Source organism: uncultured Pseudoalteromonas sp., assembly GCF_963922945.1.
GTDB lineage: Bacteria > Pseudomonadota > Gammaproteobacteria > Enterobacterales > Alteromonadaceae > Pseudoalteromonas.
The window spans coordinates 1-23504 of the sequence record NZ_CAWUKC010000043.1 but is presented as its reverse complement, the minus strand read 5'-3'; the positions used below and the strand labels follow the sequence as shown (position 1 = coordinate 23504).

Genomic DNA, 23504 nt, shown 5'->3' with positions numbered 1-23504 from the left:
ACAATTAATGTCACTGACTTTGGCGTTGTTTAAAGCGTTGCCAATGAAGCTGCGGATTAATGATCCGTAGTTGTTGTATTACTGAGTTAAGTAGCGCTATATCATCAAACTTTTCGTGTGGGTACTCGTTAAAGCCCATTAAATAATTAAATGTATCCTTTGAGCCCGCCTGGAGTGCATAAATACGTATTTGCTGCTCAAAATTAAGTCGTAGGCTACTAATAGCTGTTTTCATACCGAGCTGATCAACAGTAGGAATGGCACATTTTTGCAAATAACCCGCACGTTCGCCTTCACCGGTAAACCAAATGCGTACTTTTTCGCTGTAACGGCCAGACTTAGCCGGTAAATCAAACATCAGGCGGTGGTGGTTTTGCGCTTTAACAAACGCAATAAACTCGTTAAGCCCTGCATTAATTAAGGCTTGATGCACCGGGACTAAACGTGATTTTATCTTTCCATGAGTATGGAAGTTAAAGCAAAGGATCCCGTTTTTAACTTCAAGATCATCAAGCGTTAAGCAGCCAATTTCATCACTATAGGCACCACTGTAATAGGCAATAAGCGGTAGCCAAAAATGCCAATGCTTTGCTTGCTCTCTTGCTACTTTAAAGTCGCTGTAAATATAGCCACTATAAAGTGTGTGTAGTTCCATAGCTGAAAAAGGGCGGCGACCAAGATGGGTTTTCAACGTAATCCCTTGAAATAAATCACATGTTATATTTTATACTTAAAACAGATAAACATGCGAGTAACGATTTAACTATAAAAAAAACACCCGCTTAAATAAGCAGGTGTTGTTACTATAGACTAATTAATGACAATTATTCGCTGAGTGCGCGTGCTAAGCCAACGGGCTCTATTTCTAGGCACACTTGGTCGTCATTCCAATTTAAACCCACGAGTGCTTTGTCTTCGTTTAAATCTTCTACCCACTCATCTAAAAATTCATCTAAATTAATTTCTACGGGTGTAAACTCTTGCCACTCTTCTTTACACTGGGCCTTTGCTGCCTCTTCGCTTTCCCATAAAAGCAGTACATCTGTTTCAGCAAACTGGTTAGATTCGCACACTACAAAGCCGCCGTCGTCACCACCTAGCGCCCACACTTGCTCGCTTAAACGTACTTTTTCTACAAAGCTAACTAGTTGTGATTCAATTTCAATATCGCTCATGTGTTTACCTTATTTGTTTAGAGTCTAGGATCGGTGCTTATTGCAGCTTGACGCGTGCCATAGTCGTTATAAAAACTGACTAAAGCAGCGTGCTGGCTAAAGTCTGTTAATTCACGAAAGCAAATCCAATCAAGTAGGCAGTATAAACTGATGTTAAGGCATTCACAGCCTTTAAATTCATCATCGTTTAAATGACTATTTAAATAGCTCAATGTTTGTGCAACTCGTTCGTTTTGCAGATTAAAAAATAATTTATCGTCGCTAGTATCAAATCCTGAGCGTCTGCTAAGTGCTAATTCTACTAACGAGTCGTTACACGCGTTGATAATATTAAGTAGGTGTTCTTGCGACCAAGTTAGTGGTGTTTTTTCAGCCTTGGCGATAAGGTAACGCAAAATAATAGTTGAGTCGCTTAGCGTTAAATCGCCATCGATTAAAACCGGTATTTTACTTGCGGGATTGTTACTGGCTAAGGTAGGGCGGTCTTGCTCAGAAAAAATATCGAGATTTACTAGCGCCAAGTCAACATTGTTTTGTTCTGCCCACATTCTTACTCTGCGCACAAATGGAGAAGGGTTAGATCCTATCAGTTTCATAATAGCTCCTAAAAAAAGCCGCATAAGCGGCTTTTATATTGTGATAACTCAACGTTATTCTGAGCGGCTTGTCACTTCTAGTAAGTGATAGCCAAACTGTGTTTGTACAGGACCTTGTACTTGGTTAATGGGCGCTGAAAATACAACTTTATCAAACTCAGGCACCATCATACCCGGGCCAAACTCGCCCAGTGCACCACCGTCTTGACCAGAAGGGCAGTTTGAATAGGATTTTGCAAGCTCTGCAAAGTCTTCGCCTTGTTCAATCTTAGCTTTTAAATCTAAGCACTCTGCTTCGCTGTCTACTAAAATGTGCCTTGCACTTGCCACTGCCATAAAATCTCCTGTTTAAAGTTGATGTATTTTACCGTTAAAGTAAGTCTAGTTAGTTTTAACGCGCAGTACCAGTATAAACTTAATTGATGAGTAGCGTATTTTCGATGGCATCAATTAATTCCTTTGAAGTAGGGGCAACTTTACTGTTAAAACGTTTAATGGTTTTACGGTCAGCCGATACTAAGTATTTATAAAAGTTCCAGTTAGGTGAGCTGGTTTGTGCGTTTAAATGTTTAAATAGTGGGTTTGCATCAGTGCCGCGTACTTCGCTGGTGGCAAACATATTAAAAGTGACGCCGTAGTTAATAAAGCACACTTTTGCTATGTCTTTTTCATCGTTTTCTTCTTGAAAAAAATCATCAGATGGAAAACCTAATACCACTAAACCTTTGTCTTTGTATTGTTGGTGTACTTTTTCAAGGCCTTCAAATTGAGATGTAAAACCACAATTACTTGCCGTATTTACAATAAGTAAAGGGCTGTTTTTAAATTGGCATAAGTTTAAGGATTCTTTCGAACGCAGTTTACGAAACTCAACATTTGTAAAGTCTTCGCATTGTGGCTGTTGTTTGTGGGGTAATGTGTCATTTGCTTGGGCACTTAAGCTGGTAATAAAAATACTCAGCCCCAGTAACGTTTTTTTTAACATACTCAACGCCTAAATTTATAATTGTTTGACTGGTCTATCTTACGCTAATATGCACAAAAGTGATCAACAATATTAAGCGCTTATGACTACACGATTAGCCACTATCGAAGATTTACCTACCATTGTAGCAATATACAACGAAACCATCGCTTCGCGTATGGTGACCGCCGATACTGAGGAAGTATCTGTAGAAAGTAAGCTTGAGTGGTTTAATAGCCACTCTAAAAAACGCCCGATTTATGTTTATTGCGAAAATGGTCAAGTACTTGCTTGGTTAAGCTATAAATCGTTTTATGGGCGTCCCGCATATGATGGCACCGTAGAAATAAGTATCTATATTACCAAAGCGGCACAAGGTCAAGGGCTTGGTAAAAAGCTGATGGAGTTTGCGCAAAAAGAGGCTAAACAGCTAAAAATTGATGTATTGCTTGGTTTTATATTTAGCCATAACTTACCAAGTATTAAATTATTCAAGCATTTTGGTTTTAGCGTATGGGGAGAGTTGCCAAATATCGCGGTAATGGACAATACACACTATAGCTTAACTATTTTCGGCAAGCATCTACCAAAATAGTTGTGGAGCTTTTCGGTAAAAAAAATCAAAATTAAGTCTAACATCCTATACCAACTAAGAAATTATAAGCTACGCTATTAACATATAAATTTTTTACGATAGTGTGGCTTAATGAGTCGAAAAATTTTAATTGTAGATAGCAGCAGTGTTATCGCAATGAGAGTAAAAGTTTTACTAGAGTTAATAGGTTGTGAGGCTGAGCTCGTTCATTACTCTATGATCGATTTATACTCTAACACCAGCCAGTACGATTTGGTAATTGGTGCCTACGGAGTACCGTGTGAAGTAGTAAAGTCGTTAGCTCAAACAATCTCACAAGACCGCTGTGTTTTACTTGCCCCTAAAGCCGAAAGCGGCGAACAACTTACCGCCTTTAGTGAGCTTAATAAACTTGTACCAGATGCAACGGTTATTTATCCGTTTTTTTCCAATAAAGAAATTACTTCATTACTAGAAAACCTCTTAGAGCTTGGCTCTAGCCATGTTTTAAAACTGCCTACTATTTTACTTGTTGATCACATACCTGATCGCCTTGAAAAAATGAAAAGTAATTTAGTCGGCGCGCATATCAAAACGCTAACCGCAACCAGCGCAACAGAGGCAGTGGCAGTGGCAAATGATAATAGTATAGATATTTTAATTAGCGACTTTAGCTTTGAAGATGGTACCGGTTTAAATATTTTTTCTGCTATTAAAATGTCTCAGCCAGATTGTCGCTGCTTATTATTTACTGCACGCCCTGAGCAAGTTTCAATGATTGAGGCGATTCGTAAAGGGGTTGAAGATGTTTTAATAAAGCCTCTAACCGATAACGTACTACTACAATCGGTACATAAATTGTGGCAAACAGAGCTTTTAAAACGCCGAAATGCCGAGCTTGTAGAGCGTTTACAAGATACTGTTGATGCGTTAATTGAAAAAGACAGCCTACTACAAGTTATTTATAAAAACACACCAGATGCAATTATGTTGTTTGAACGCACCGGTAAAGTAATAGAAGCAAATGATGCGTGTTTAAGGCTGTTCAATCTTCCTTTTGATAAGTTGGCTGGTTTTTCTGTATTCGAATTTTTAGATGAAGAGTCAAGTGCTGAAATTAAAGATAAAATCAGCACACTTAATCGTAATCGCCAATTTAGCAGCGACTTACGCGTGCAAAAAACAGAAGGCGGGTATATTCCACTGGTTGGCTCATTTAACGAAATTGACCACCATGGCGAAATAGCGTTAGCGGTTATATTTAAAAATGTCACACATTTAAAAGAAAAAGAAGAATTACTCTTAGAAGCTAAAGACCTACTTGAAGAGCAAGTACGCGCGCGTACTTCTCAGTTAGAGCACGCCAAAAATGTAGCTGAAGCGGCTAATTTAAGTAAATCAGAGTTTTTAGCAAATATGTCTCATGAGCTACGTACCCCTATGCACTCTATACTAAGTTTTTCTCGATTTGGTCTGAGCAAGTTAGAGGCCGGCGACTTTGCCAAAGATAAACTTTTAAAATACTTATCACGTATAGAAAGCAGTGGTGAGCGCTTACTGTCGTTATTAAACAATTTACTTGATTTGTCTAAGTTGGATGTAGGTAAGTTTCCGTTTAACCCTCGTCCTTACAATATTGACAGTATTATAAAAACCAGCATTGATGATGTGTCGGGCACAGCTATGGAAAAAGAAATTGAAATTATTTTTTCAAAACCCGGACCCGTTGTTGTGCAATGTGATGAGGAGCAAATAAATCAGCTAATGCGCAACGTATTAGGCAATGCACTTAAATTTAGTGAGCCTAAGAGCCGTATTCAAGTGAATTTAATGGCTGATCAAAACAGCGCCACTATTGATGTAATAGATAACGGAATAGGTATACCTGAGGATGAATTAGAGCACGTGTTTACTAAATTTGTACAAAGCAGTAAAACCAACAGTGGTGCTGGTGGTACAGGTTTAGGACTTGCGCTTTGTAGAGAATTTGTAGCGCTTCATCAAGGTGAAATTACGGCAAGTAATAATAGCGATGGTGGTGCAACAATTAGGATTCAGGTACCCCTAGAAATAGATTTAGATGAGCATTTAGCAGATGAAAAGCTGGTAGTACAAGATAGCTGAGTATTTGCGTAATTAATGTTTAATGATATTTAATTGGATGATGAAAATATGGCCTTAACTAAAATTCTTGCTGTAGATGATGAACCTTTCAACCTTGAAATTATTGAAGAAATTTTAGAAGATCTTGATTTCGAATTACAAGTTGCCACAAGCGGCCCTGAGTGTTTAGCCATGGTTGAGGGCTACATGCCTCAAGTTATTTTACTTGATGTGAGTATGCCACAAATGAATGGCTACGAAGTGTGTAAAGCATTAAAGGCAAATCCAAATACAGCGCACATAATTGTTATGTTTGTATCTGCAAGGGGGACGGTCGAAGAGCGGATGGAAGGTTACTCAGTCGGTGCTGAGGACTACATTGTAAAACCGTTTGGACATGATGAGCTCAAATCAAAACTTAAAAACTTAAACCAGGTTTTAATAGAAAAGCAAAGCCTAGAAAAACAAGTAGAAGATGCAACGTCTACCGCATTTAACGCTATGGCCAATAGTAGTGAAATGGGTCAAATAGTTAACTACATTGAAAACATTGGCTTTATTAATAACCCACAAGATTTAGGTAAAGCCTTAATTGAATGCTTGCAAACGTTTGACCTGCAAAGTAACGTTGAATTTAGGCATGGCGATACGATTGAGCATTTTGCTTTAAGCGGGGTGTGTTCACCCATTGTGGTTGAGCTATTTGATATGCTTAAAAACAAAGGCCGTTTGCATGAATTCTCTCACCGTATATTAGTTAACTACGAGATGATAAGTCTGCTGATTTTGAATATGCCAGATCACGACCCAGATAAACATGGGCGTATTCGTGACCATGTTTGCTTTATTGTTAGCGTAACCGAGCAGCAACTGCGTGCAATTATGACTAAGCAAATGCTAGAGTCACAGCAGCAAAAGCTCAATGATGTAGCCAGCACAGTGCATAGCAAGTTTCATGGTTTAATTGAGCTGCTAAACGAAAACCGAGAAAGCAACGAAAAAGTATTTAAGCAATTACAAGAAGAGCTTGAAATACGCATACCCACAATGGGACTAGATGAAGATCAAGAAATTTTCATCTACAAAAAAGTGGATGAAACAATTCAGAATTCAGTTGCCAGAGAGGAGTCGGTTAAAAAAGTTAAAGCTGCCTTTGCCGAAATTGAACAAGATTTATCTTTGCTACTGAAAAAGTAAAACCTTCCTACTTTAAGGCTTACATGAGTGATTTATGCATCACGAGGTAAGCCTTTTTCGACTATTCTTATTAGGCGCTGTGTTTTACGCAGTTGTTCTCTTTGTTTATTGTTTTGCTGCTCAAGCGCCCACTCTATATGCTCTTTTACTAGCTTTGAACTAGACTCATGTCTGCTTTTTAAAGCATTAATAATGCTAGGGCTAAAATCGGCATTACCTAAACCCACCGCTAAGTTACGCAGCCAGCGTTCATGACCAATACGCCGAATGGGGCTGCCTTCGGTGCTTTTTAAAAATGTAGCTTCATCCCACGCAAATAGCTCAACTAAGTCTTTATCTTTAAGTTGTGTTCGCGGGTGAAAGTCTTGCTCATCGGTAATTTGACCATAACGGTTCCATGGGCAAACCAATTGGCAGTCATCACAGCCATATATTCGATTACCCAATAATGCACGGTATTGTTCAGGTATAGGCCCTTGGTGCTCTATGGTTAAGTACGAAATGCACTTACGCGCATCTACCACATACGGCTCTACAATTGCCCCTGTTGGGCAAAGCGTAATGCAAGCAACGCATTTTCCGCAGCCTTCTAACGTGTTTTCGCTATCAATAGGCAGTGGTAAATCAACAAAAAGCTCTCCTAAAAAAAACCATGAGCCGGCTTCTTTATTTATTAATAAGGAGTGTTTACCACGCCAGCCTAGCCCCGCTTTTTCGGCCAGTTGGCGCTCAAGTACGGGGGCAGAGTCAACAAACGGCCTAAAACCGTAATCACCAATTTCTTGTTCTATTTTTTGACCTAGCTTTTTTAGCCGGTTACGCATTAATTTGTGATAGTCACGCCCTAATGCGTAGCGGCTAATGTAGGCTTTTTCAGTGTTTTTTAGTGTTTTGGCAAAACTAGCATCAGGGGGCAGGTAGTTCATTTTTACCGAAATAACCCGCTGGGTGCCAGGGACTAGTTCAGCAGGGCGTGCGCGTTTCATGCCGTGGGCTGCCATATAATCCATAGAGCCATGGTAGCCTGCATCTAACCAGCGCTGTAATTGTGCTTCGTGTTTAGATAGATCAATATCGGTAATACCCACCTCACTAAAGCCGAGTTCTTGGCCCCAGGCTTTAATATTTTTGGCTAGTTGTTGGTAGTTTGGGGTTGAGTTACTCACGCACATTACACACTTAAATAATTAGCTGCGTAATTTACCATATTTATAAAGCACTGTTGAATGTTGCCTTTAAAATAGTAGGAAATTCACAGCTCAGCATTGTTTTGTAATCGCTATTGCACAAAGCGCTTTAACTGCTGCTGTGTTTGCTGGCTAAGGGCGTGTGATTGTTGGCTATTACTCAGTGCATGGTCAATCGAGTTTTTAGCCTCTTCGCCCAAGCTAACTATTTGCGCTACCGATTGATGCGTTTGCTGTTGGACTTGCTCGAGAGTGTGGACCGCATCGGCTATTTGTTGCAACTGCTGTTGGTTTTGTTCAAACTCACCTAGCATAGCGTTAAACCCTTGTGAGGTATTGCTAATAGCGCTTTGTGCGGTACTAGAGTGGATAATTAATTGCTCGCTTTCTTGGTTAGTTTCGCTTACTAGCTCGTTCATTTGGTTAATAAAGTCGCTTATTTGTCGGGTTGCGCCACTTACTTTTACTGATAATGTACGCACTTCATCAGCAACAACAGCAAAGCCTCTGCCAGCTTCACCAGCACGCGCAGCCTCTATAGCCGCATTGAGCGCTAATAGATTAGTTTGATCTGAAAACTCCTCAACCATTTTTAAAATGCTGCGAATGTTTTCGCTGTTTTCTTTGAGGCCAGACACTGTTTTTGAAAATGTTTGCAGTAAAGTACCTATTAGCGATACCTTCTCCACAAGGCTTGCAAGCTCTTGCGAAGAAAGTTTTACAAAGTCTAAATGCTCACTGTTTACGCTGTGCACGTTGTCAGTATTACTAACAATGCCCTCTAAGCTATGCACTATTTGGTTACTTGCGTTAATTATAGAGTGGCTTAATTGAGTTTGCTGCTCACTTAATTGCTGTGTCTTTTGCATCGCGGTATTTACATCAACATTACTTTGCTCACTGGCTTTAGCGCTGGCGTGAGTTGTACTTAGTAAGTCGCTTAGATGGTTAGTAAATAAATTATATTGCGTACTTAACTCTTTAAATTCATCAAAGGAAAACTGCGGTAAGTTAGCGGCTAAATTTGCTTCTTGTTGGTTAATATTTACTAAAGTGTCGCACATCGCTTTTACAGGTCTTACTATTAAGTAGCGCATATAAAAAATAGTAAAGGCAAAAACCGCTACAATAACTAAAGTTAGTATCCAAAAAGCGCTCATGCTGTGCTGTTCACTTAAACTTTGATACAACCAAAATAACGTAATAGCCTGAAACAAAAATACAAAGCTTAAGTTACCAACAATTTTACGCGTAAGCGTATAAAAAAATGTTTGTTCAATATAATTATAAATTTGCATTACGCCACTCATTGCTCGCTTACCTAATTTAGAGATTATCGGCTAAGTTACCGTTAACTTAAGTAATAATGTTTGCTAAATATTTTTTAGAACGAGCAGGATAGTTTGTAAAAATACCATGCACCCCAATTTTAAGCATAAAATCTATGTCTTCTGGCCTATCTACGGTGTAGGCGTAAACGTGCAAACCCCGCGCTCTGGCATCATCTACAAAGGCTTTATTTACAAAGCTTTTGTCTACATGAACACTAAACGCATTAAGCTTTTGTGCAAACTGTGCATAATCTAATGGAATTGATGAGGTTAATGCGCCAATCTGTAACCACGGTAACCTATTTTTTAGCCAATGTATTTGATGGTGATCAAACGACGACACTAAAATATTACCTTTAGTAATAATGCCTTTAGCAATATTACTATTTAAAATGCTGACAAACTTTTCAAGCTCAAAGGTATGTTTTAGCTCTATATTGAGTAATGTTTTATTGTTATTCCAATCGAGTAATTGCTGTAAAGTGGGAATTTGCTCGCCGTTACCGGCATCCAGCTGGCTTAGTTGCTGCGCCGTAAAGTCGCTTACTTTCCCGTGCCCGCTAGTGGTTCTATCTAACCACGAGTCGTGTATGAGCATATAATCATCAAGCGCACTTTGAATATCAACTTCAATACCATCTACTCCCACATTTAACGCTTCTAAAATAGCGCTTTTAGTGTTTTCTGGGTAATGGCCACTTGCCCCTCGATGCGCAAATATTTTCATTTTTTAGCCTTTTGATTGATGGACCATGTTTCAAAAAAAGCAGCACTGACTATGAGTGCACCGCCAATAAATGTAAGTAATGTTGGTCTTTCATGAATAATAACAATAGCCAGCAACGTGCCATAAAGCGGCTGCAAGCACGAAATTAACCCCGCAGTAGCGGCCGATAAGTGTTTTAAACTCGCTGCAAATAGCGAGTGCGGTGTAGCGGTAAAAATAATACCCGCCACAGCAATTAAAATAAGGTCGTGGTTAGTCACCTCATACACCGGCACTTCAATAAAAGCGCAAAGCATAACACTGGCGACTAAGGTTTGGTAAAACATGGTCTGTGGGCCGCCGTACTGACTAAAAAAGCGCTTATGAGTGATATTTCTAATTGAAAAAAACAAAGCCGATACTACGCCAAGAATTACTCCTAACGTTACATCGTCGCCTAAATGAGCGCTGGGTACGAGTAAGTATATGCCTAATACAACCACTGCAGCGCTTATTATATCTTTTAATTGTGGTCTACTTTTATAAAACAGTGGCTCTAAAAACACCGTTATCACTGGATAACTAAAAAAGGCCAACATGCCCACTGTTACACCAGCCATTTGCATTCCGGCAAAGTAAGTGACCCAATGCATGCCAACCGTCACACCTAAAAATAATGCAATAAGGTAATCTTTTGGTTTATTTAACTTAATTTGTTTTTTTTGGAAGTGCAGCAAAGCTAACAGTGCCAACCCAGCAATAGCGGTGCGGTACACCGTAATATCAATCGCATTTAACCCTATTAGTTTGGCAAAAAGGGCAGTGCCCCCAAAAAGTAATACGGCAATATGTAAGTAAATCAGGCTTTGTTGTTGTGACTGCATTATTGGCATCTCCTTTTTAATCATCTTACCACTGGGTGTGAACTCTCAGGGTGAAATTTTTAAAACATGACAAATGTCAGTAAAGCTGATGACATTTCACACTCTGATTAATTTTAAGTGCTGGCATAGTTAACTTATCTTAAAGGGAGGTGGCTATGAATACGTTAATTTTAATAAGTCTCGCTATTAGCGAGTTTTTAGAATCACTTAGCGTTAGTGTTTCAATAAATGATTACTTTATACTCATTAACATTTTTGTGTTATTTATATTTATTAATAAAAATAGTGTTATAAACAAAAATAATGAACTAGGGGCATTGGCATGAGTACAACAAATACGCTTTCAAAGCCTAGTAATAAAAAGTTTTGGGAATATGCGCCCCTAATTTTTACTGGGTTTTATTTACTTCCCACGCTTTTTAACTTATCTAACTTACCAGTCAATACCATTGTAATGAGCGTGGCCTTATATATTGTATTTATTTTGCTTTACGTAAAAGCCATGCATTGTGAAACAAAGCACATAACAACATTGTTTATTGTTATGCTTTTGGTATGTTTTAGCGCCACATTTTATACCACAGGCACCTCTACTTTATATGGTTTTATCGCGTTTATAGCGGGTGAGTCATACGCTAAAAAAAGCAGGTTATACGCCGTTTTTAGCCTCATATTTACGGTTATGCTAAGTGCTTATTTAGCTGATATAGAAAACATAAAATACTTTTTAGCAGGCACTTTATTAATTTCAGGGGCGCTGTTGGCCTTTGGAATTGCAACCCAAAAAGAGCGCTTGCATAAAATGCGCGAGCAAGAAAGCGCTAACCAATTAGAGCAGTTAGCCGCTATTGCAGAGCGTGAGCGAATAGCCCGCGACCTGCATGACATTTTAGGCCACTCACTTTCATCTATTGCATTAAAAGCCGAACTTGCTAATAAACTAAACCAAGGGGAGCGATACGAGCAAGCCAATAACGAAATAGCACAAGTGGCAGATCTGGCAAGGCAGTTACTTAGCGATGTAAGAAACGCCGTGAGCGATTTAAAGCAACTCAATTTAATAAGTCAAATAGCACAACTAAAACAAAGGCTAATAGAACAAGACTTTAACGTTAACTTTAATGTTGTATTAGATACTTTACCTCCCAAAGTAGAAGGAATAGCAGGGCTTATAATTAAAGAAGCGGTCACTAATTTATTACGCCATAGCAGTAATAAAAACTGTGAGATACGCATAGAGCAAACACAGCATCAGCTGCAAATAAGTGTGATTGATAACGCACCTTGTAGCACATTAAACGCAGGTAACGGTTTAAATGGGATTAAAGAGCGCGCAGAGCAACTTAATGGCCATGCCACGTTTACCTGTGGCGATACGTTTACTTTAAATGTAATGCTGCCAATTTCAGCTAAGGATTAACAATGATCAAAGTATATTTAGTGGAAGATCAAGCACTCGTGCGCGACGCAGTAGGGGCATTGTTAAGCCTTGATTTTAATATCGAAGTGATAGGCCAAGCCAGTAACGGCCAAGATGCCCTCAATGCAATAAAAGCACTGGCCGATGAGGCATTACCAGACATAATTTTAACCGATATTGAAATGCCACACATGAGCGGTATAGAGCTAAGTGAGCAAGTAGCGGCCGCGTTCCCGTCCATTAAAATGGTTATTATGACCACCTTTTCGCGAGCGGGTTATATTAGGCGTTCGCTTGCTTTAGGCGTTAAAGGCTTTATTTTAAAAGAAGCGCCAAGTGATGAGCTAATCAATGCACTTAAAAAAGTAATGCAAGGGCAAAAGGTGATAGACCCAGAACTTGCCATTAACGCGCTTGATGATGCCGACCCGCTCACTGATAAAGAGCGCAAAGCACTTAAGCTTGCAAGCGATGGCTTAAAAACAAGCGACATAGCCAAACAGCTGTTTATAAGCGAAGGCACAACTCGTAATTATTTATCTGATGCTATCGCAAAACTCAATGCCACCAACCGTGTAGATGCAGCGCGTATAGCAAAGCAAAAAGGTTGGCTATAATCGCATTTATATTAAGCGATGAGTAAGGTCATTAAGCGTATGTTTTAACAATTAATACGGTTTATTAAAAGTTTCATACGCTTTTACCTGTCTCATTTTATGTATATGGGTTAAAATACCTACATAACCAATTAACAAGATAGTGAATGTCAAACCAAGATCCAAATCTCAGCCGAGAACAAGAAAAGTACGAAAACCCAGTCCCTAGTCGTGAGTTTATACTTACTCACCTTCAAGAGCGTTCAAAACCAGCTAATTTTACGCAACTTTGTGATGAATTAGCTGTTAACGATACTGAACGCCAAATTGCATTTAAGCGCCGTCTTCGTGCCATGGAGCGCGATGGTCAATTGTATTTTAATAAGTTTAAATGTTACGCCCTAATTGACGAAGCCGGTTTAACCAAAGGCAAAGTAATTGGCCACAGAGACGGTTTTGGCTTTTTAGAAGTTGAAGGCGAGAGCAAAGATTGGTTCATAGCCAAGCATCAAATGAACCTAGTGCTACATGGCGACATTGTACTTGCTAAAGGCACAAAACGTGGTTCAGGCTCAAAATGTGATGCCCGCATAATTAAAGTACTCACCAACGAGCGTGCCCCTATTGTAGGGCGCTACTTTGTTGAGCATGGTATTGCAGTGGTTGTCGCAGAAGACCCACGTATTACCCAAGATATTATTATTCTACCAGGCAGTGAAAACGGCGCGCGCCATAACCAAATGGTGCAAGTGCAAATTACGCAAAACCCAAGCCGCAACATGAACGCGGTAGGTAAAGTAGTTGATGTTTTAGGTGAGCATTTAGCGCCAGGTATGGAAATAGAGGTGGCACTGCGTAACCACGATATTCCACACGTATGGCCAGAAGAAGTGGAAGAGCAAGTTGCTCATTTAGGTGAATTTGTCGAAGAAGCCGACAAACAAGGCCGTGTAGATTTACGCAACCTGCCACTGGTTACCATAGATGGAGAAGACGCTCGCGACTTTGATGATGCCGTGTATTGTGAGCGTAAAAAATCTGGCGGCTGGCGTTTATGGGTAGCTATCGCCGATGTATCGCATTATGTAGGTATGAACACGCCGCTAAATAAAGAAGCGATTGCTCGCGGTAACTCAGTGTATTTTCCTGAGCAAGTAATCCCAATGCTGCCAAAAGTGTTGTCGAACGGTTTGTGTTCGCTTAACCCCAAAGTAGACCGGCTTTGTATGGTTGCCGAAATGACGGTATCAGAGGCTGGCAAGCTTTCGGGTTATAAGTTTTACGAGGCGGTGATGAACTCGCACGCGCGTTTAACCTACACCAAAGTAAATGCCATCTTACAAGGCGATGAAAAACTACGCGAAGAATACGCCCCCGTTGTGCCACATTTAACTGACTTACAGCAAATGTATATGGCGCTTAAATCGGCGCGCCAAATCCGTGGTGCTATTGAGTTTGAAACACTCGAAACGCGTTTTGTATTTAACGCACACCGAAAAATAGAATCCATTGTGCCAGTTGTTCGTAACGATGCGCACAAATTAATTGAAGAATGCATGATTTTAGCCAACGTATCGGCGGCTAAATTATTAGAAAAGCACGAAGCCAGCGCGCTTTACCGTGTGCACGATGAGCCAGATCAAGAAAAATTAGGTAACTTTACTCAGTTTTTAAGTGAACTTGGAATTGAAAACACATTAAGTGACGAACCAACACCAAAAGAAATTACCCAAGTGTTAGCCCGTTTAGGCGACCGCCCAGAAGCTGAGCTTATCCAAACCATGCTACTTCGCTCCATGAAGCAAGCGGTTTATCAGCCAGATAACATAGGCCACTTTGGCTTGGCGCTGCCTGCGTATGCACACTTTACCTCACCCATTCGCCGTTACCCTGATTTAGTGGTACACCGTGCAATTAAAGCGGTAATAAAAGCACAAGGTCAGCAAACATCGGGCGCGTATGCCTACACCGACGACGAAGTAGACCAACTAGGCGAGCAGTGTTCAACTACCGAGCGCCGCGCAGACGACGCAACGCGTGAGGTTGCCGACTGGCTTAAATGTGAGTTTATGCAAGACCACGTGGGTGATGAGTTTAATGGGGTTATTTCATCGGTTACTAACTTTGGTTTATTTATACGCCTAGATGACTTACAAATCGATGGGCTAGTTCATGTTACTAATTTAGGTGATGAATACTTTCATCATGATGGTGCAAAACACACCCTAATTGGCGAGCATACCCGTACAGTTTACCGCCTTGGTGACAAAGTAACGGTACAAGTTGCTTCGGTAAGCTTAGATGAGCGCCGTATAAATTTAACCCTCAGTGGTGATGTAGTTCAAGATAGATACGCACGCCGCCGTGGTAAAGCTAAGGGAGCAGGGCGCGGTAAATCAAGCCATGCACCAGCAAGTGTAAGATCGCAGCTTAAAGCGGGCAAAATCCCTAGTAAATCTCCATCAAGTGATGAAAAATCAAAGGGTGGTAAAAAGCCAGCGCGTAAGGGAAAAGGTAAACCTGCAGGTAAAAAAGCTGTAGAGACTCCCAAGAAAAAATCGAAAAAAAAGGCGGCAAAAAAGCCTAAAAGACCAGGTAAAAATGCCCGTAAACGTAATAGCTCAGGAGCAAACAATACGTGAGTAATGAATTAATTTTTGGCTTTCACTCTGTTGAAGCAATTTTAGCAAAAGAGCCAGAGCGTTTTTTAGAAATTTATGCCCTAAAAGGCCGTGACGACAAACGCTTAACCCCGATTATTAATGAAGCACGTAAATTTGGTATTTCTGTACAATTTATGCAGCGAAAAGCGCTTGATAACAAAGCAAATGGTGAGCAACACCAAGGTATTATTGCTAATGTAAAAGCCGCGCGAGTTTATAACGAAAAAGATTTAGATGAGATCATCGCTCGCGAAGATACCCCGTTTTTATTGGTGTTAGATGGGATCACTGATCCGCACAATTTAGGAGCTTGCCTGCGTAGTGCCGATGCTGCAGGCGTACACGCCATTATTGTACCTAAAGATAAGTCGGCCAAGCTTAACGGTACCGCACGTAAAGTAGCCTGTGGCGCAGCCGAAACCGTACCGCTTGTGCAGGTAACAAACCTTGCACGTACCTTGCGTGAAATAAAAGATGCTGGCGTATGGGTTGTAGGCACTGCTGGCGAAACAGACACCCATGTATTTGATGCAAGCCTAACCGGACCAATGGCTATTGTAATGGGCGCAGAAGGTGAGGGCATGCGCCGTTTAACGCGTGAGCATTGCGATGTGTTAGTTAAAATTCCAATGGCAGGTACTGTGTCTAGCTTAAATGTATCGGTAGCAACGGGTATTTGTTTATTTGAAGTATTACGCCAACGTAACGCAAATAACTAAGTCACTGTATTTTATTACGTATTGGTAAAAACCTAACGCAAAATGAGTAAAACACCGAGGTTTATTTAATCTCGGCGTTTTTACGTTTAGGCTATTAAACGTAAATTAATAGCCTAAACGTAAGGCTATAAACTCAGCGAGTTTGTCTACGGCGTGCTCCGACTCACCCCCGCTTTTTATTAAGCTAATGCCTATGCTACCAAGAGCCGGTAAATGTTTACTTTGTGCCTGAAAATTAAGATCGCTTGGTACCGTACTTTTAGCCAGCACAGTAATTCCTAATCCCTCTTTTATGGCGGCTATTAACCCAGTTAAGTCGGCATTACTGTATACAATACGATACTTAATACCTGCGCTTTTAAGTGCATCGGTAGCACGGCGCCTATAAATACAGCCCTCGGGCGCAGTTACTAAGGTAACAACCTCATTTTTAGCCTGCGCTAAATCGCCCACCCAAACTAGCTCATCTTGCATAAAAATAGGAAACTTGTCTGAATTAAGGCGCTCGTTAAGCGCTAAAACAAGATCAAATTGATCTTGCCTTGAGGCCGACAGCAAATGCTTACTCAAACGCGATTTAACTTCTAACGATACCTCTGGATAAAGCGAAACAAAATCCCCAATGATAGAGGGCAAAATACGCGCAGCAAATTCGCTAGGAATACCCAAGCGCACCTTACCGGTTATGCTCTCTGAGGTGAATTGCTGCAAAATAGCATCGTTATACTGCATCATTTGTTTTGCCATAGGCAAAAGTAGCTCACCGTACTGATTAAGCACCTGGCGCTGGCCTTGTTTTTTAAATAATTTATAACCGAGTAAATCTTCAAGGCGTTTTATTTGCAAGCTTACCGCCGGCTGCGACAAGCCCAGTAGATCGCCGGCTTTTGCAAATCCACCTACCTCAACAACCATTACAAAGGTACGCAAACTGTCGGTTGATATGTTTTTCATATTTAAAATTACAATTTATATAGCCATATATATAAGTATTATTTATCAATTGATTAATAATTACAATTTGTTGTTGTCACAGTGGCGCAATATACTTTTGGTATCAAAAATACACAGGTGTTTGTTATGACTTTTAACCCAATAATGTTTGCCCGCCACAGCAATGCTGCAAGTGCAGTTACTAATGCCGTGCAAGCTAATAACAACCTGATTGTAATGGATTTTAGTGGCAGTGAAGCCAGTGTATTTTTAAGCACTATTTTAGGGTTAGATCTTACAAAGCTAACAGCCACCGGCTTAGGCCTAAAAGGCACACTTGATGGCGATTTAAATTCTGACTACAGCTTTGCTGTTTATTACTTTAGCGAAACCGCATTTAGATTTGTATTACCGTATAGCGCAAGCTTGCAGTTACAAGCACTTATAAACGAGCAACAACTTCGTTTTGATATTGATTATGTACTACGTAGCGACCTTGCCACCCTTGCGCTGTGTGGAGAAAATGCCTTTGATACCTTAATTAGCGCGTTTAAATTAACGCCAGGACTGCGTTTATCAAACCCGCAACTATGCTATGGCGCACAAAGCGGCGAAGTATTCATAACTGCAATAGACAAAAACGAAGAACAGTATTTTGTGTTAGTAGCCAAGCAACAAGAATTACAAAAATGGCAACAGCACTTACAAGCACAAGGTTTTGCACTTATGCAAAACGAAGCTGCCTAATAAATAATACAACGGGTGAATGTAATAACGTTTACCCGTTTTTAATCTATTTAAGCCACGCCCGCACAGGGTTAATTTAAAAGTGAAGGAATGTTATGACTTCTAAAACTGTACTACATGCTAAGCACCTTGAAGCAGGCGCAAAAATGGTTGATTTTCATGGCTGGGAAATGCCAATCAACTACGGCTCACAAATAGAAGAACACAATGCCGTGCGTACTGATGCTGGTATGTTTGACGTATCACACATGACGATTGTGGATGTTGAAGGCGAACAAGCAAAAGCATTTTTACGTAAGTTAGTAGCAAATGATGTAGCAAAATTAACAGTGCCTGGTAAAGCACTTTACACTGGCATGCTTAACGAGCAAGGCGGCGTAATCGACGACTTAATTATTTACTACTTTAGCGAAACGTTTTACCGCCTAGTGGTAAATTCTGCCACCCGCGAAAAAGATTTAGCACATTTAGCTAAAGTATCTGCCGACTTTACAGTAACCGTTACTGAGCGCCCAGAGTTTGCAATGATTGCTGTGCAAGGCCCTAACGCAAAAGCAAAAACAGCCACACTTTTAAATGCCGAGCAACAAGCCGCTGTTGAAGGTATGAAGCCATTTTTTGGTGTGCAAGTGGGTGATTTATTTATTGCCACAACGGGTTATACTGGCGAAGACGGTTACGAAATTGTAGTACCGAACGAGCAAGCAGCTGATTTATGGCAGCAACTGCTAGATGCAGGGGTTAAGCCTGCTGGTTTAGGTGCACGCGACACGCTACGTTTAGAAGCAGGTATGAACCTTTACGGCCTAGATATGGACGAGAGCGTATCGCCACTTGCAGCTAACATGGCATGGACCATTGCATGGGAACCAGAAGATCGTGACTTTATTGGTCGTGACGTACTTGTTAAGCAACGCGCCGAAAAAAGCACCGACAAACTTGTTGGCCTAGTGCTTGAAGAAAAAGGTGTATTGCGTAGCGGCTCAAAAGTAATTGTTGAAGGTGGAGAAGGGGTGATTACCTCAGGTACTTTCTCACCAACGCTTGGTTTTAGTGTAGCCCTTGCACGTGTACCGCGTTCAACAGGGGATACAGCCCAAGTAGAAATGCGCAAAAAATTAGTTAACGTTAAAGTAGTAAAGCCTAGCTTTGTACGTAACGGCAAATCAATCATTTAAAAATTTGGTTATACCAATCACAATAATTATTGTGATTGGTATCCTCCCAATATAAACCAAAGGAACAAAATAATGAGCAATATCCCTAGCGATTTAAAATACGCCTCTTCTCACGAGTGGGTTCGCAACGAAGGTGACGGTACATTTACTGTGGGTATTTCTGAGCATGCGCAAGAGCTGCTTGGCGACATGGTATTTGTAGAACTACCAGAAGTAGGCGACGAAGTAGATGCAGGCGAAGACTGTGCAGTAGCAGAGTCGGTTAAAGCTGCATCAGACATTTACGCACCAGTTGGCGGCGAAATTGTAGCGATTAACGAAGAGCTAGAAGACGCACCAGAAACGGTTAACAACGACCCATACGGTGACGGCTGGTTATTCCGCATTAAAGCAACTGACGAGTCAGAGCTTGAAAACCTACTTAGCGCAGAAGACTACGCTAACACAATCGACGAAGAGTAATACTCTAAGTAGATGCAAAAGCCCCATTCACTGTTTTTGGGGCTTTTATGATTTAACGGCCTGCTTCCCATACACAGTACGTTATTAAATCATCACATATTTTAATCAATACTAATTACCCGTTAGTATTTAGGATCATAGGAATCTAGACGCATGTCAAACGCCAAATCTCTTGAACAGTTAGAGCAAAAGCAAGATTTTATTCGCCGCCACATTGGGCCAAGCCCAGCACAAGTAAGCGATATGCTAAGTGCTTTAGAAGTATCAAGTGTGCAAGAGCTGATCGACCAAACTGTACCTGCAAGCATTCGCTTAGCGCAGCCATTAACAGTTGGCGAAAGCCGTACTGAAGTTGAAACACTAAGCTACTTAAAATCGGTAGCAAGCAAAAATAAAGTTTTCAAATCGTACATTGGCCAAGGCTACCACCCAACGCACGTACCGCACGTAATTTTACGTAACGTACTAGAGAACCCAGGTTGGTATACTGCGTACACGCCGTACCAGCCAGAAATTGCGCAAGGGCGTTTAGAGTCGTTATTAAACTTTCAAACTATGACCCTAGATTTAACAGGCCTAGATTTAGCAAGTGCCTCGCTACTTGACGAATCAACCGCTGCTGCCGAGGCAATGGGCCTTGCAAAACGCGTATCTAAAGCTAAAAAAGCTAATGCCTTTTTTATTGCCGACGACGTACACACACAAACAATCGACGTAGTCAGCACCCGTGCTGAGCAGTTTGGTTTTGAAATCATTGTAGGTAAAGCAGAAGATGCCGTTAACCACGACATTTTTGGCGCACTTTTCCAATACCCAACTACATCAGGTGAAGTAGTCGATATAACCGACCTAATTGCTGGCGTACAAAGCAAAAAGGCCATTGCCTGTGTTGCTGCCGACATTATGAGCTTATTACTATTAAAAGCACCGGGGAAGTTAGGTGCTGACGTAGTACTTGGTTCGGCTCAGCGTTTTGGTGTACCTATGGGTTACGGCGGACCACACGCTGCATTTTTTGCAACGCGTGATGCTTACAAACGTTCATTACCAGGACGTATTATTGGTGTATCTAAAGACCGTTTAGGTAACGACGCACTGCGTATGGCCATGCAAACGCGCGAACAACACATTCGCCGCGACAAAGCCAACTCAAACATTTGTACAGCGCAGGTACTACTTGCCAACATGGCGGCGTTTTATGCGGTGTACCACGGCCCACAAGGCTTAAAAACTATCGCGCAGCGTATCCATCGCTTTGCTGATATTTTAGCAGCTGGCTTAAAAGCTAAAGGTGTCGCACTTAAGCACAGCACTTGGTTTGATACGCTAACAGTTGTAAGCGACAGCAAAGATGACGTAATAGCACGTGCTCTTGCAAAAGGCGTTAACTTTGCTACAAACCACAACGGCGAGTACTCTATTTCGATTTCAGAAACCACCACACGCGCCGATGTAGCTGAGCTATTTGATATTGTACTAGGTGAAGGCCACGGCCTGAGTGTAGACGCTATTGCTGCCGATATTGAAGCAAACGGTAGCGACTCTATTCCAGCTAGTTTAGTACGTGATGACGAAATACTAACGCATCCAAACTTTAACAGCTACCACAGCGAAACAGACATGCTTCGCTACATTAAGCGACTAGAAAACAAAGATTTAGCGCTTAACCACTCAATGATCTCGCTAGGTTCATGTACCATGAAACTAAACGCGACCGCTGAGATGATCCCAATCACATGGCCTGAATTTGCAAACCTTCACCCATTCTGCCCGCTAGACCAAGCAGAGGGTTACCAAATAATGATTAACGAGCTGCACGACTGGCTAGTTAACATTACCGGTTACGATGCGGTTTCACTGCAGCCAAACTCGGGCGCACAGGGTGAATACGCAGGCTTAATTGCTATTCGTAAATACCACGAGTCACGCGGCGATGCGCACCGTAACGTATGTTTAATTCCAAGCTCAGCACACGGTACTAACCCTGCATCTGCGCAAATGGCCAGCATGAAAATTGTTGTGGTTGATTGCGATAAAAACGGTAACGTAGACATGGCAGATCTTAAAGCGAAAGCTGAGGAAGTGTCTGAAAACTTATCGTGTATTATGATCACATACCCATCTACACACGGCGTTTACGAAGAAACCATTCGCGAAATTTGTGACATTGTGCACGAGCACGGCGGCCAAGTTTACATGGATGGCGCAAACATGAACGCGCAAGTAGGCGTAACAAGCCCAGGCTTTATTGGCTCAGATGTATCGCACTTAAACTTGCACAAAACGTTTTGTATACCACACGGTGGCGGCGGCCCAGGTGTAGGCCCAATTGGTGTTAAATCGCACCTTGCGCCATTTATGCCAAACCACAGCGTAATTAACGTACCGGGTACAAACATTAACAACGGTGCAGTATCAGCAGCGCCTTACGGCTCAGCCGCTATTTTACCTATTTCATGGGCTTACATAACCATGATGGGCTCAGAGGGCTTAAAACAAGCCACCGAAATGGCGATTGTGAACGCTAACTACTTAACGCATGAGTTAAGCCAGCACTTCCCAATTTTATACCGTGGCCGTAACAACCGCGTTGCGCACGAATGTATTGTTGACCTACGCCCACTTAAAGAGCAATCAGGCATTACTGAAATGGACGTCGCTAAGCGCTTGCAAGATTACGGCTTCCATTCACCCACTATGTCGTTCCCAGTAGCGGGCACGTTAATGATTGAACCAACTGAGTCTGAGTCAAAAGGCGAGATAGACCGCTTTATCGAAGCAATGGTGTCAATCAAAGGCGAAATCGACAAAGTAATCTCTGGCGAATGGTCAATCGAAAACAACCCGCTTGTGTTTGCACCGCACACACAAGCTGACGTGTTAGGTAACGAATGGGACCGCGCGTACGACCGTTTTTACGCTGCATTCCCAGTGCCTTCGGTTGCTAAAGACAAGTTTTGGCCAACCGTTACACGCATAGATGACGTATACGGCGACCGTAACTTAGTATGTTCATGCCCAGCGGTAGAGACATATCGCGACTAAGAACCGCGATTAATTTTTTGAGCTATAATGGGGAGTAAATCCCATTATAGTTTGAAAATTTATCAAAAATTATAAAAGCCGTTGCAGCAATGCAACGGCTTTTTTGTGTGTGTTTAAACATTGTAGACGCACAGCTTGCTGGCGTGTTGGGCGCAGCCCAAAGGGTGTTTGATTGCTGTTGGCGTTAAGCTTGATGGCGCGCGGGCGACAGCCTGAATAAGTATTTAAATAGGTACTTTAGGTTACTATTACAGATAACGCGAATACGTTTGGTACTTTCTAATGATTAGAAACCTTATTCAAGGTTTTGTCGCGCTGGCGACGGCAGCCAAAGAGGGGCTGCCGCTGACCCCTCTCTGGACACTCTCAGCGCACCCGAGCATCACGCTTAATCCTTCAAACCACAATTGATTTGAACGTAAACGCCATGAAAGCACATCCATGTGCAAGCATGGCTTTCATTTCATCCATGAAATGCATTACTCATCAATTACTTATTTTCAGGGCGTGATGACGGGGGAGGGTGTTAACCGTGAGATTGGTGTTTGGTCTTTTTGAGACGCAGAGCGAACCTCTGTATTTTCCATGACTCCCTAAGAACTTATGCGGTGTTTTAGTCGCGTGACTGTTGCAAGTGCGATATTAAATAAGCTGGAGATGGAGTTTGAAGCGTTTCTAATATGTTTCTCCACTTAGAATTTGTGTAATTTATAGGTAAAGGATTTTTAATGAAAAATAAAAAGGAAAATAAATATATTTTAGGTATGAGTAAATATTTTCCGATATTGCTAATTGCAACCTGCGTATTAATAGTGAAATCCAAAGGGGGTCACCCATTAGAAAGTTCCGGTCAAGCAGGCAGCTGCGTTTTCTTGATCTTTTTATTCAAAAAACCAAGTGTTTTTATTATTTAACTCAATTTAGAAAACTAAGGGGTCAAATCTTGACTTCGGACATTAGAGAAAACTATAGAAAACTAAGGGGTCAAATCTTGACTTCGGACATTAGAGAAAACTAAGGGGTC

23 protein-coding genes are annotated in these 23504 nt (G+C 41.3%); 13 read left to right on the top strand and 10 right to left on the bottom strand.

The window, feature by feature from the left end:
* Nucleotides 1-10 precede the first annotated feature (10 nt).
* The 5 genes from AABI99_RS10685 to AABI99_RS10665 form a co-directional block, all read right to left on the bottom strand.
* The gene (locus AABI99_RS10685) at nt 11-691 is read right to left on the bottom strand and encodes a hypothetical protein (protein ID WP_338365734.1); all 681 of its coding nucleotides are present in this window, start codon (nt 689-691) and stop codon (nt 11-13) included.
* 133 nt (nt 692-824) lie between these two features.
* Nucleotides 825-1175, bottom strand: a complete 351-nt coding sequence (locus tag AABI99_RS10680; protein ID WP_338365733.1) for a DUF2750 domain-containing protein — start codon at nt 1173-1175, stop codon at nt 825-827.
* 17 nt (nt 1176-1192) lie between these two features.
* Nucleotides 1193-1771: a glutathione S-transferase family protein gene (locus AABI99_RS10675; RefSeq protein ID WP_338365731.1), complete on the bottom strand. Its 579-nt coding sequence runs from the start codon at nt 1769-1771 to the stop codon at nt 1193-1195.
* A 54-nt stretch (nt 1772-1825) separates the two neighbouring features.
* A complete protein-coding gene (locus tag AABI99_RS10670; RefSeq protein WP_055014157.1) occupies nt 1826-2107 on the bottom strand; it encodes a peptidylprolyl isomerase in 282 nt (93 codons plus the stop codon).
* 79 nt (nt 2108-2186) lie between these two features.
* Nucleotides 2187-2756 carry a glutathione peroxidase gene (locus AABI99_RS10665; RefSeq protein ID WP_338365728.1) on the bottom strand — a complete coding sequence of 190 codons (570 nt, stop codon included), beginning with the start codon at nt 2754-2756 and terminating at the stop codon, nt 2187-2189.
* 82 nt (nt 2757-2838) lie between these two features.
* On the opposite strand from AABI99_RS10665, the gene AABI99_RS10660 reads away from it, so the two are divergent.
* The 3 genes from AABI99_RS10660 (at nt 2839) to AABI99_RS10650 (ending at nt 6609) form a co-directional block, all read left to right on the top strand.
* Entirely contained in the window at nt 2839-3330 is a 492-nt protein-coding gene (locus AABI99_RS10660) for an N-acetyltransferase family protein (protein ID WP_338365727.1), read from the top strand.
* A 111-nt stretch (nt 3331-3441) separates the two neighbouring features.
* Nucleotides 3442-5433 carry an ATP-binding protein gene (locus AABI99_RS10655; RefSeq protein WP_338365726.1) on the top strand — a complete coding sequence of 664 codons (1992 nt, stop codon included), beginning with the start codon at nt 3442-3444 and terminating at the stop codon, nt 5431-5433.
* 48 nt (nt 5434-5481) lie between these two features.
* Nucleotides 5482-6609 carry a response regulator gene (locus AABI99_RS10650; RefSeq protein ID WP_338365725.1) on the top strand — a complete coding sequence of 376 codons (1128 nt, stop codon included), beginning with the start codon at nt 5482-5484 and terminating at the stop codon, nt 6607-6609.
* 32 nt (nt 6610-6641) lie between these two features.
* On the opposite strand, the gene queG is transcribed toward AABI99_RS10650, so the two are convergent.
* From queG to AABI99_RS10630, 4 genes are all read right to left on the bottom strand, one after another.
* Nucleotides 6642-7775 (bottom strand): tRNA epoxyqueuosine(34) reductase QueG, encoded by a 1134-nt coding sequence (gene queG, locus AABI99_RS10645; protein ID WP_338365724.1) that lies wholly within the window; start codon nt 7773-7775, stop codon nt 6642-6644.
* A 113-nt stretch (nt 7776-7888) separates the two neighbouring features.
* On the bottom strand, nt 7889-9106 hold the full coding sequence (locus AABI99_RS10640; RefSeq protein ID WP_338365723.1) for a methyl-accepting chemotaxis protein: 1218 nt from the start codon (nt 9104-9106) through the stop codon (nt 7889-7891).
* A gap of 46 nt (nt 9107-9152) precedes the next feature.
* Nucleotides 9153-9854, bottom strand: a complete 702-nt coding sequence (locus tag AABI99_RS10635) for a glycerophosphodiester phosphodiesterase family protein (RefSeq protein WP_338365722.1) — start codon at nt 9852-9854, stop codon at nt 9153-9155.
* A complete protein-coding gene (locus AABI99_RS10630) occupies nt 9851-10717 on the bottom strand; it encodes a DMT family transporter (protein ID WP_338365720.1) in 867 nt (288 codons plus the stop codon). Before AABI99_RS10630 ends, AABI99_RS10635 begins: the two co-directional genes overlap by 4 nt.
* Before the next feature lie 155 nt (nt 10718-10872).
* Here AABI99_RS10630 and AABI99_RS10625 point away from each other — a divergent pair, with 155 nt between their 5' ends.
* The 5 genes from AABI99_RS10625 to rlmB all read left to right on the top strand — a co-directional run bounded on the left by AABI99_RS10625 (nt 10873) and on the right by rlmB (nt 16115).
* A complete protein-coding gene (locus tag AABI99_RS10625; protein WP_338365719.1) occupies nt 10873-11043 on the top strand; it encodes a hypothetical protein in 171 nt (56 codons plus the stop codon).
* Complete coding sequence (locus AABI99_RS10620) at nt 11040-12137, top strand: sensor histidine kinase (RefSeq protein ID WP_338365718.1); 1098 nt, start codon at nt 11040-11042, stop codon at nt 12135-12137. Before AABI99_RS10625 ends, AABI99_RS10620 begins: the two co-directional genes overlap by 4 nt.
* A 2-nt stretch (nt 12138-12139) precedes the next feature.
* On the top strand, nt 12140-12754 hold the full coding sequence (locus AABI99_RS10615; RefSeq protein WP_338365717.1) for a response regulator transcription factor: 615 nt from the start codon (nt 12140-12142) through the stop codon (nt 12752-12754).
* Nucleotides 12755-12900: 146 nt separating this feature from the next.
* Complete coding sequence (gene rnr, locus AABI99_RS10610; protein WP_338365716.1) at nt 12901-15375, top strand: ribonuclease R; 2475 nt, start codon at nt 12901-12903, stop codon at nt 15373-15375.
* Nucleotides 15372-16115 carry a 23S rRNA (guanosine(2251)-2'-O)-methyltransferase RlmB gene (gene rlmB / locus AABI99_RS10605; RefSeq protein WP_338365715.1) on the top strand — a complete coding sequence of 248 codons (744 nt, stop codon included), beginning with the start codon at nt 15372-15374 and terminating at the stop codon, nt 16113-16115. Before rnr ends, rlmB begins: the two co-directional genes overlap by 4 nt.
* Before the next feature lie 105 nt (nt 16116-16220).
* On the opposite strand, the gene AABI99_RS10600 is transcribed toward rlmB, so the two are convergent.
* On the bottom strand, nt 16221-17069 hold the full coding sequence (locus tag AABI99_RS10600; protein ID WP_055014145.1) for a LysR family transcriptional regulator: 849 nt from the start codon (nt 17067-17069) through the stop codon (nt 16221-16223).
* Nucleotides 17070-17195: 126 nt separating this feature from the next.
* Here AABI99_RS10600 and AABI99_RS10595 point away from each other — a divergent pair, with 126 nt between their 5' ends.
* The 5 genes from AABI99_RS10595 to AABI99_RS10575 all read left to right on the top strand — a co-directional run bounded on the left by AABI99_RS10595 (nt 17196) and on the right by AABI99_RS10575 (nt 23394).
* Nucleotides 17196-17795 carry a hypothetical protein gene (locus AABI99_RS10595; protein ID WP_338365713.1) on the top strand — a complete coding sequence of 200 codons (600 nt, stop codon included), beginning with the start codon at nt 17196-17198 and terminating at the stop codon, nt 17793-17795.
* Between the two features lie 95 nt (nt 17796-17890).
* Nucleotides 17891-18973: a glycine cleavage system aminomethyltransferase GcvT gene (gene gcvT / locus AABI99_RS10590; RefSeq protein ID WP_055014143.1), complete on the top strand. Its 1083-nt coding sequence runs from the start codon at nt 17891-17893 to the stop codon at nt 18971-18973.
* A gap of 72 nt (nt 18974-19045) precedes the next feature.
* The gene (gene gcvH, locus AABI99_RS10585) at nt 19046-19435 is read left to right on the top strand and encodes a glycine cleavage system protein GcvH (protein WP_338365712.1); all 390 of its coding nucleotides are present in this window, start codon (nt 19046-19048) and stop codon (nt 19433-19435) included.
* A gap of 153 nt (nt 19436-19588) precedes the next feature.
* The gene (gene gcvP / locus AABI99_RS10580; protein WP_338365711.1) at nt 19589-22480 is read left to right on the top strand and encodes an aminomethyl-transferring glycine dehydrogenase; all 2892 of its coding nucleotides are present in this window, start codon (nt 19589-19591) and stop codon (nt 22478-22480) included.
* Between the two features lie 728 nt (nt 22481-23208).
* Nucleotides 23209-23394, top strand: coding sequence for a hypothetical protein (locus tag AABI99_RS10575; protein WP_338365710.1), 186 nt, complete (start codon nt 23209-23211; stop codon nt 23392-23394).
* The last annotated feature ends 110 nt before the right edge of the window (nt 23395-23504 follow it).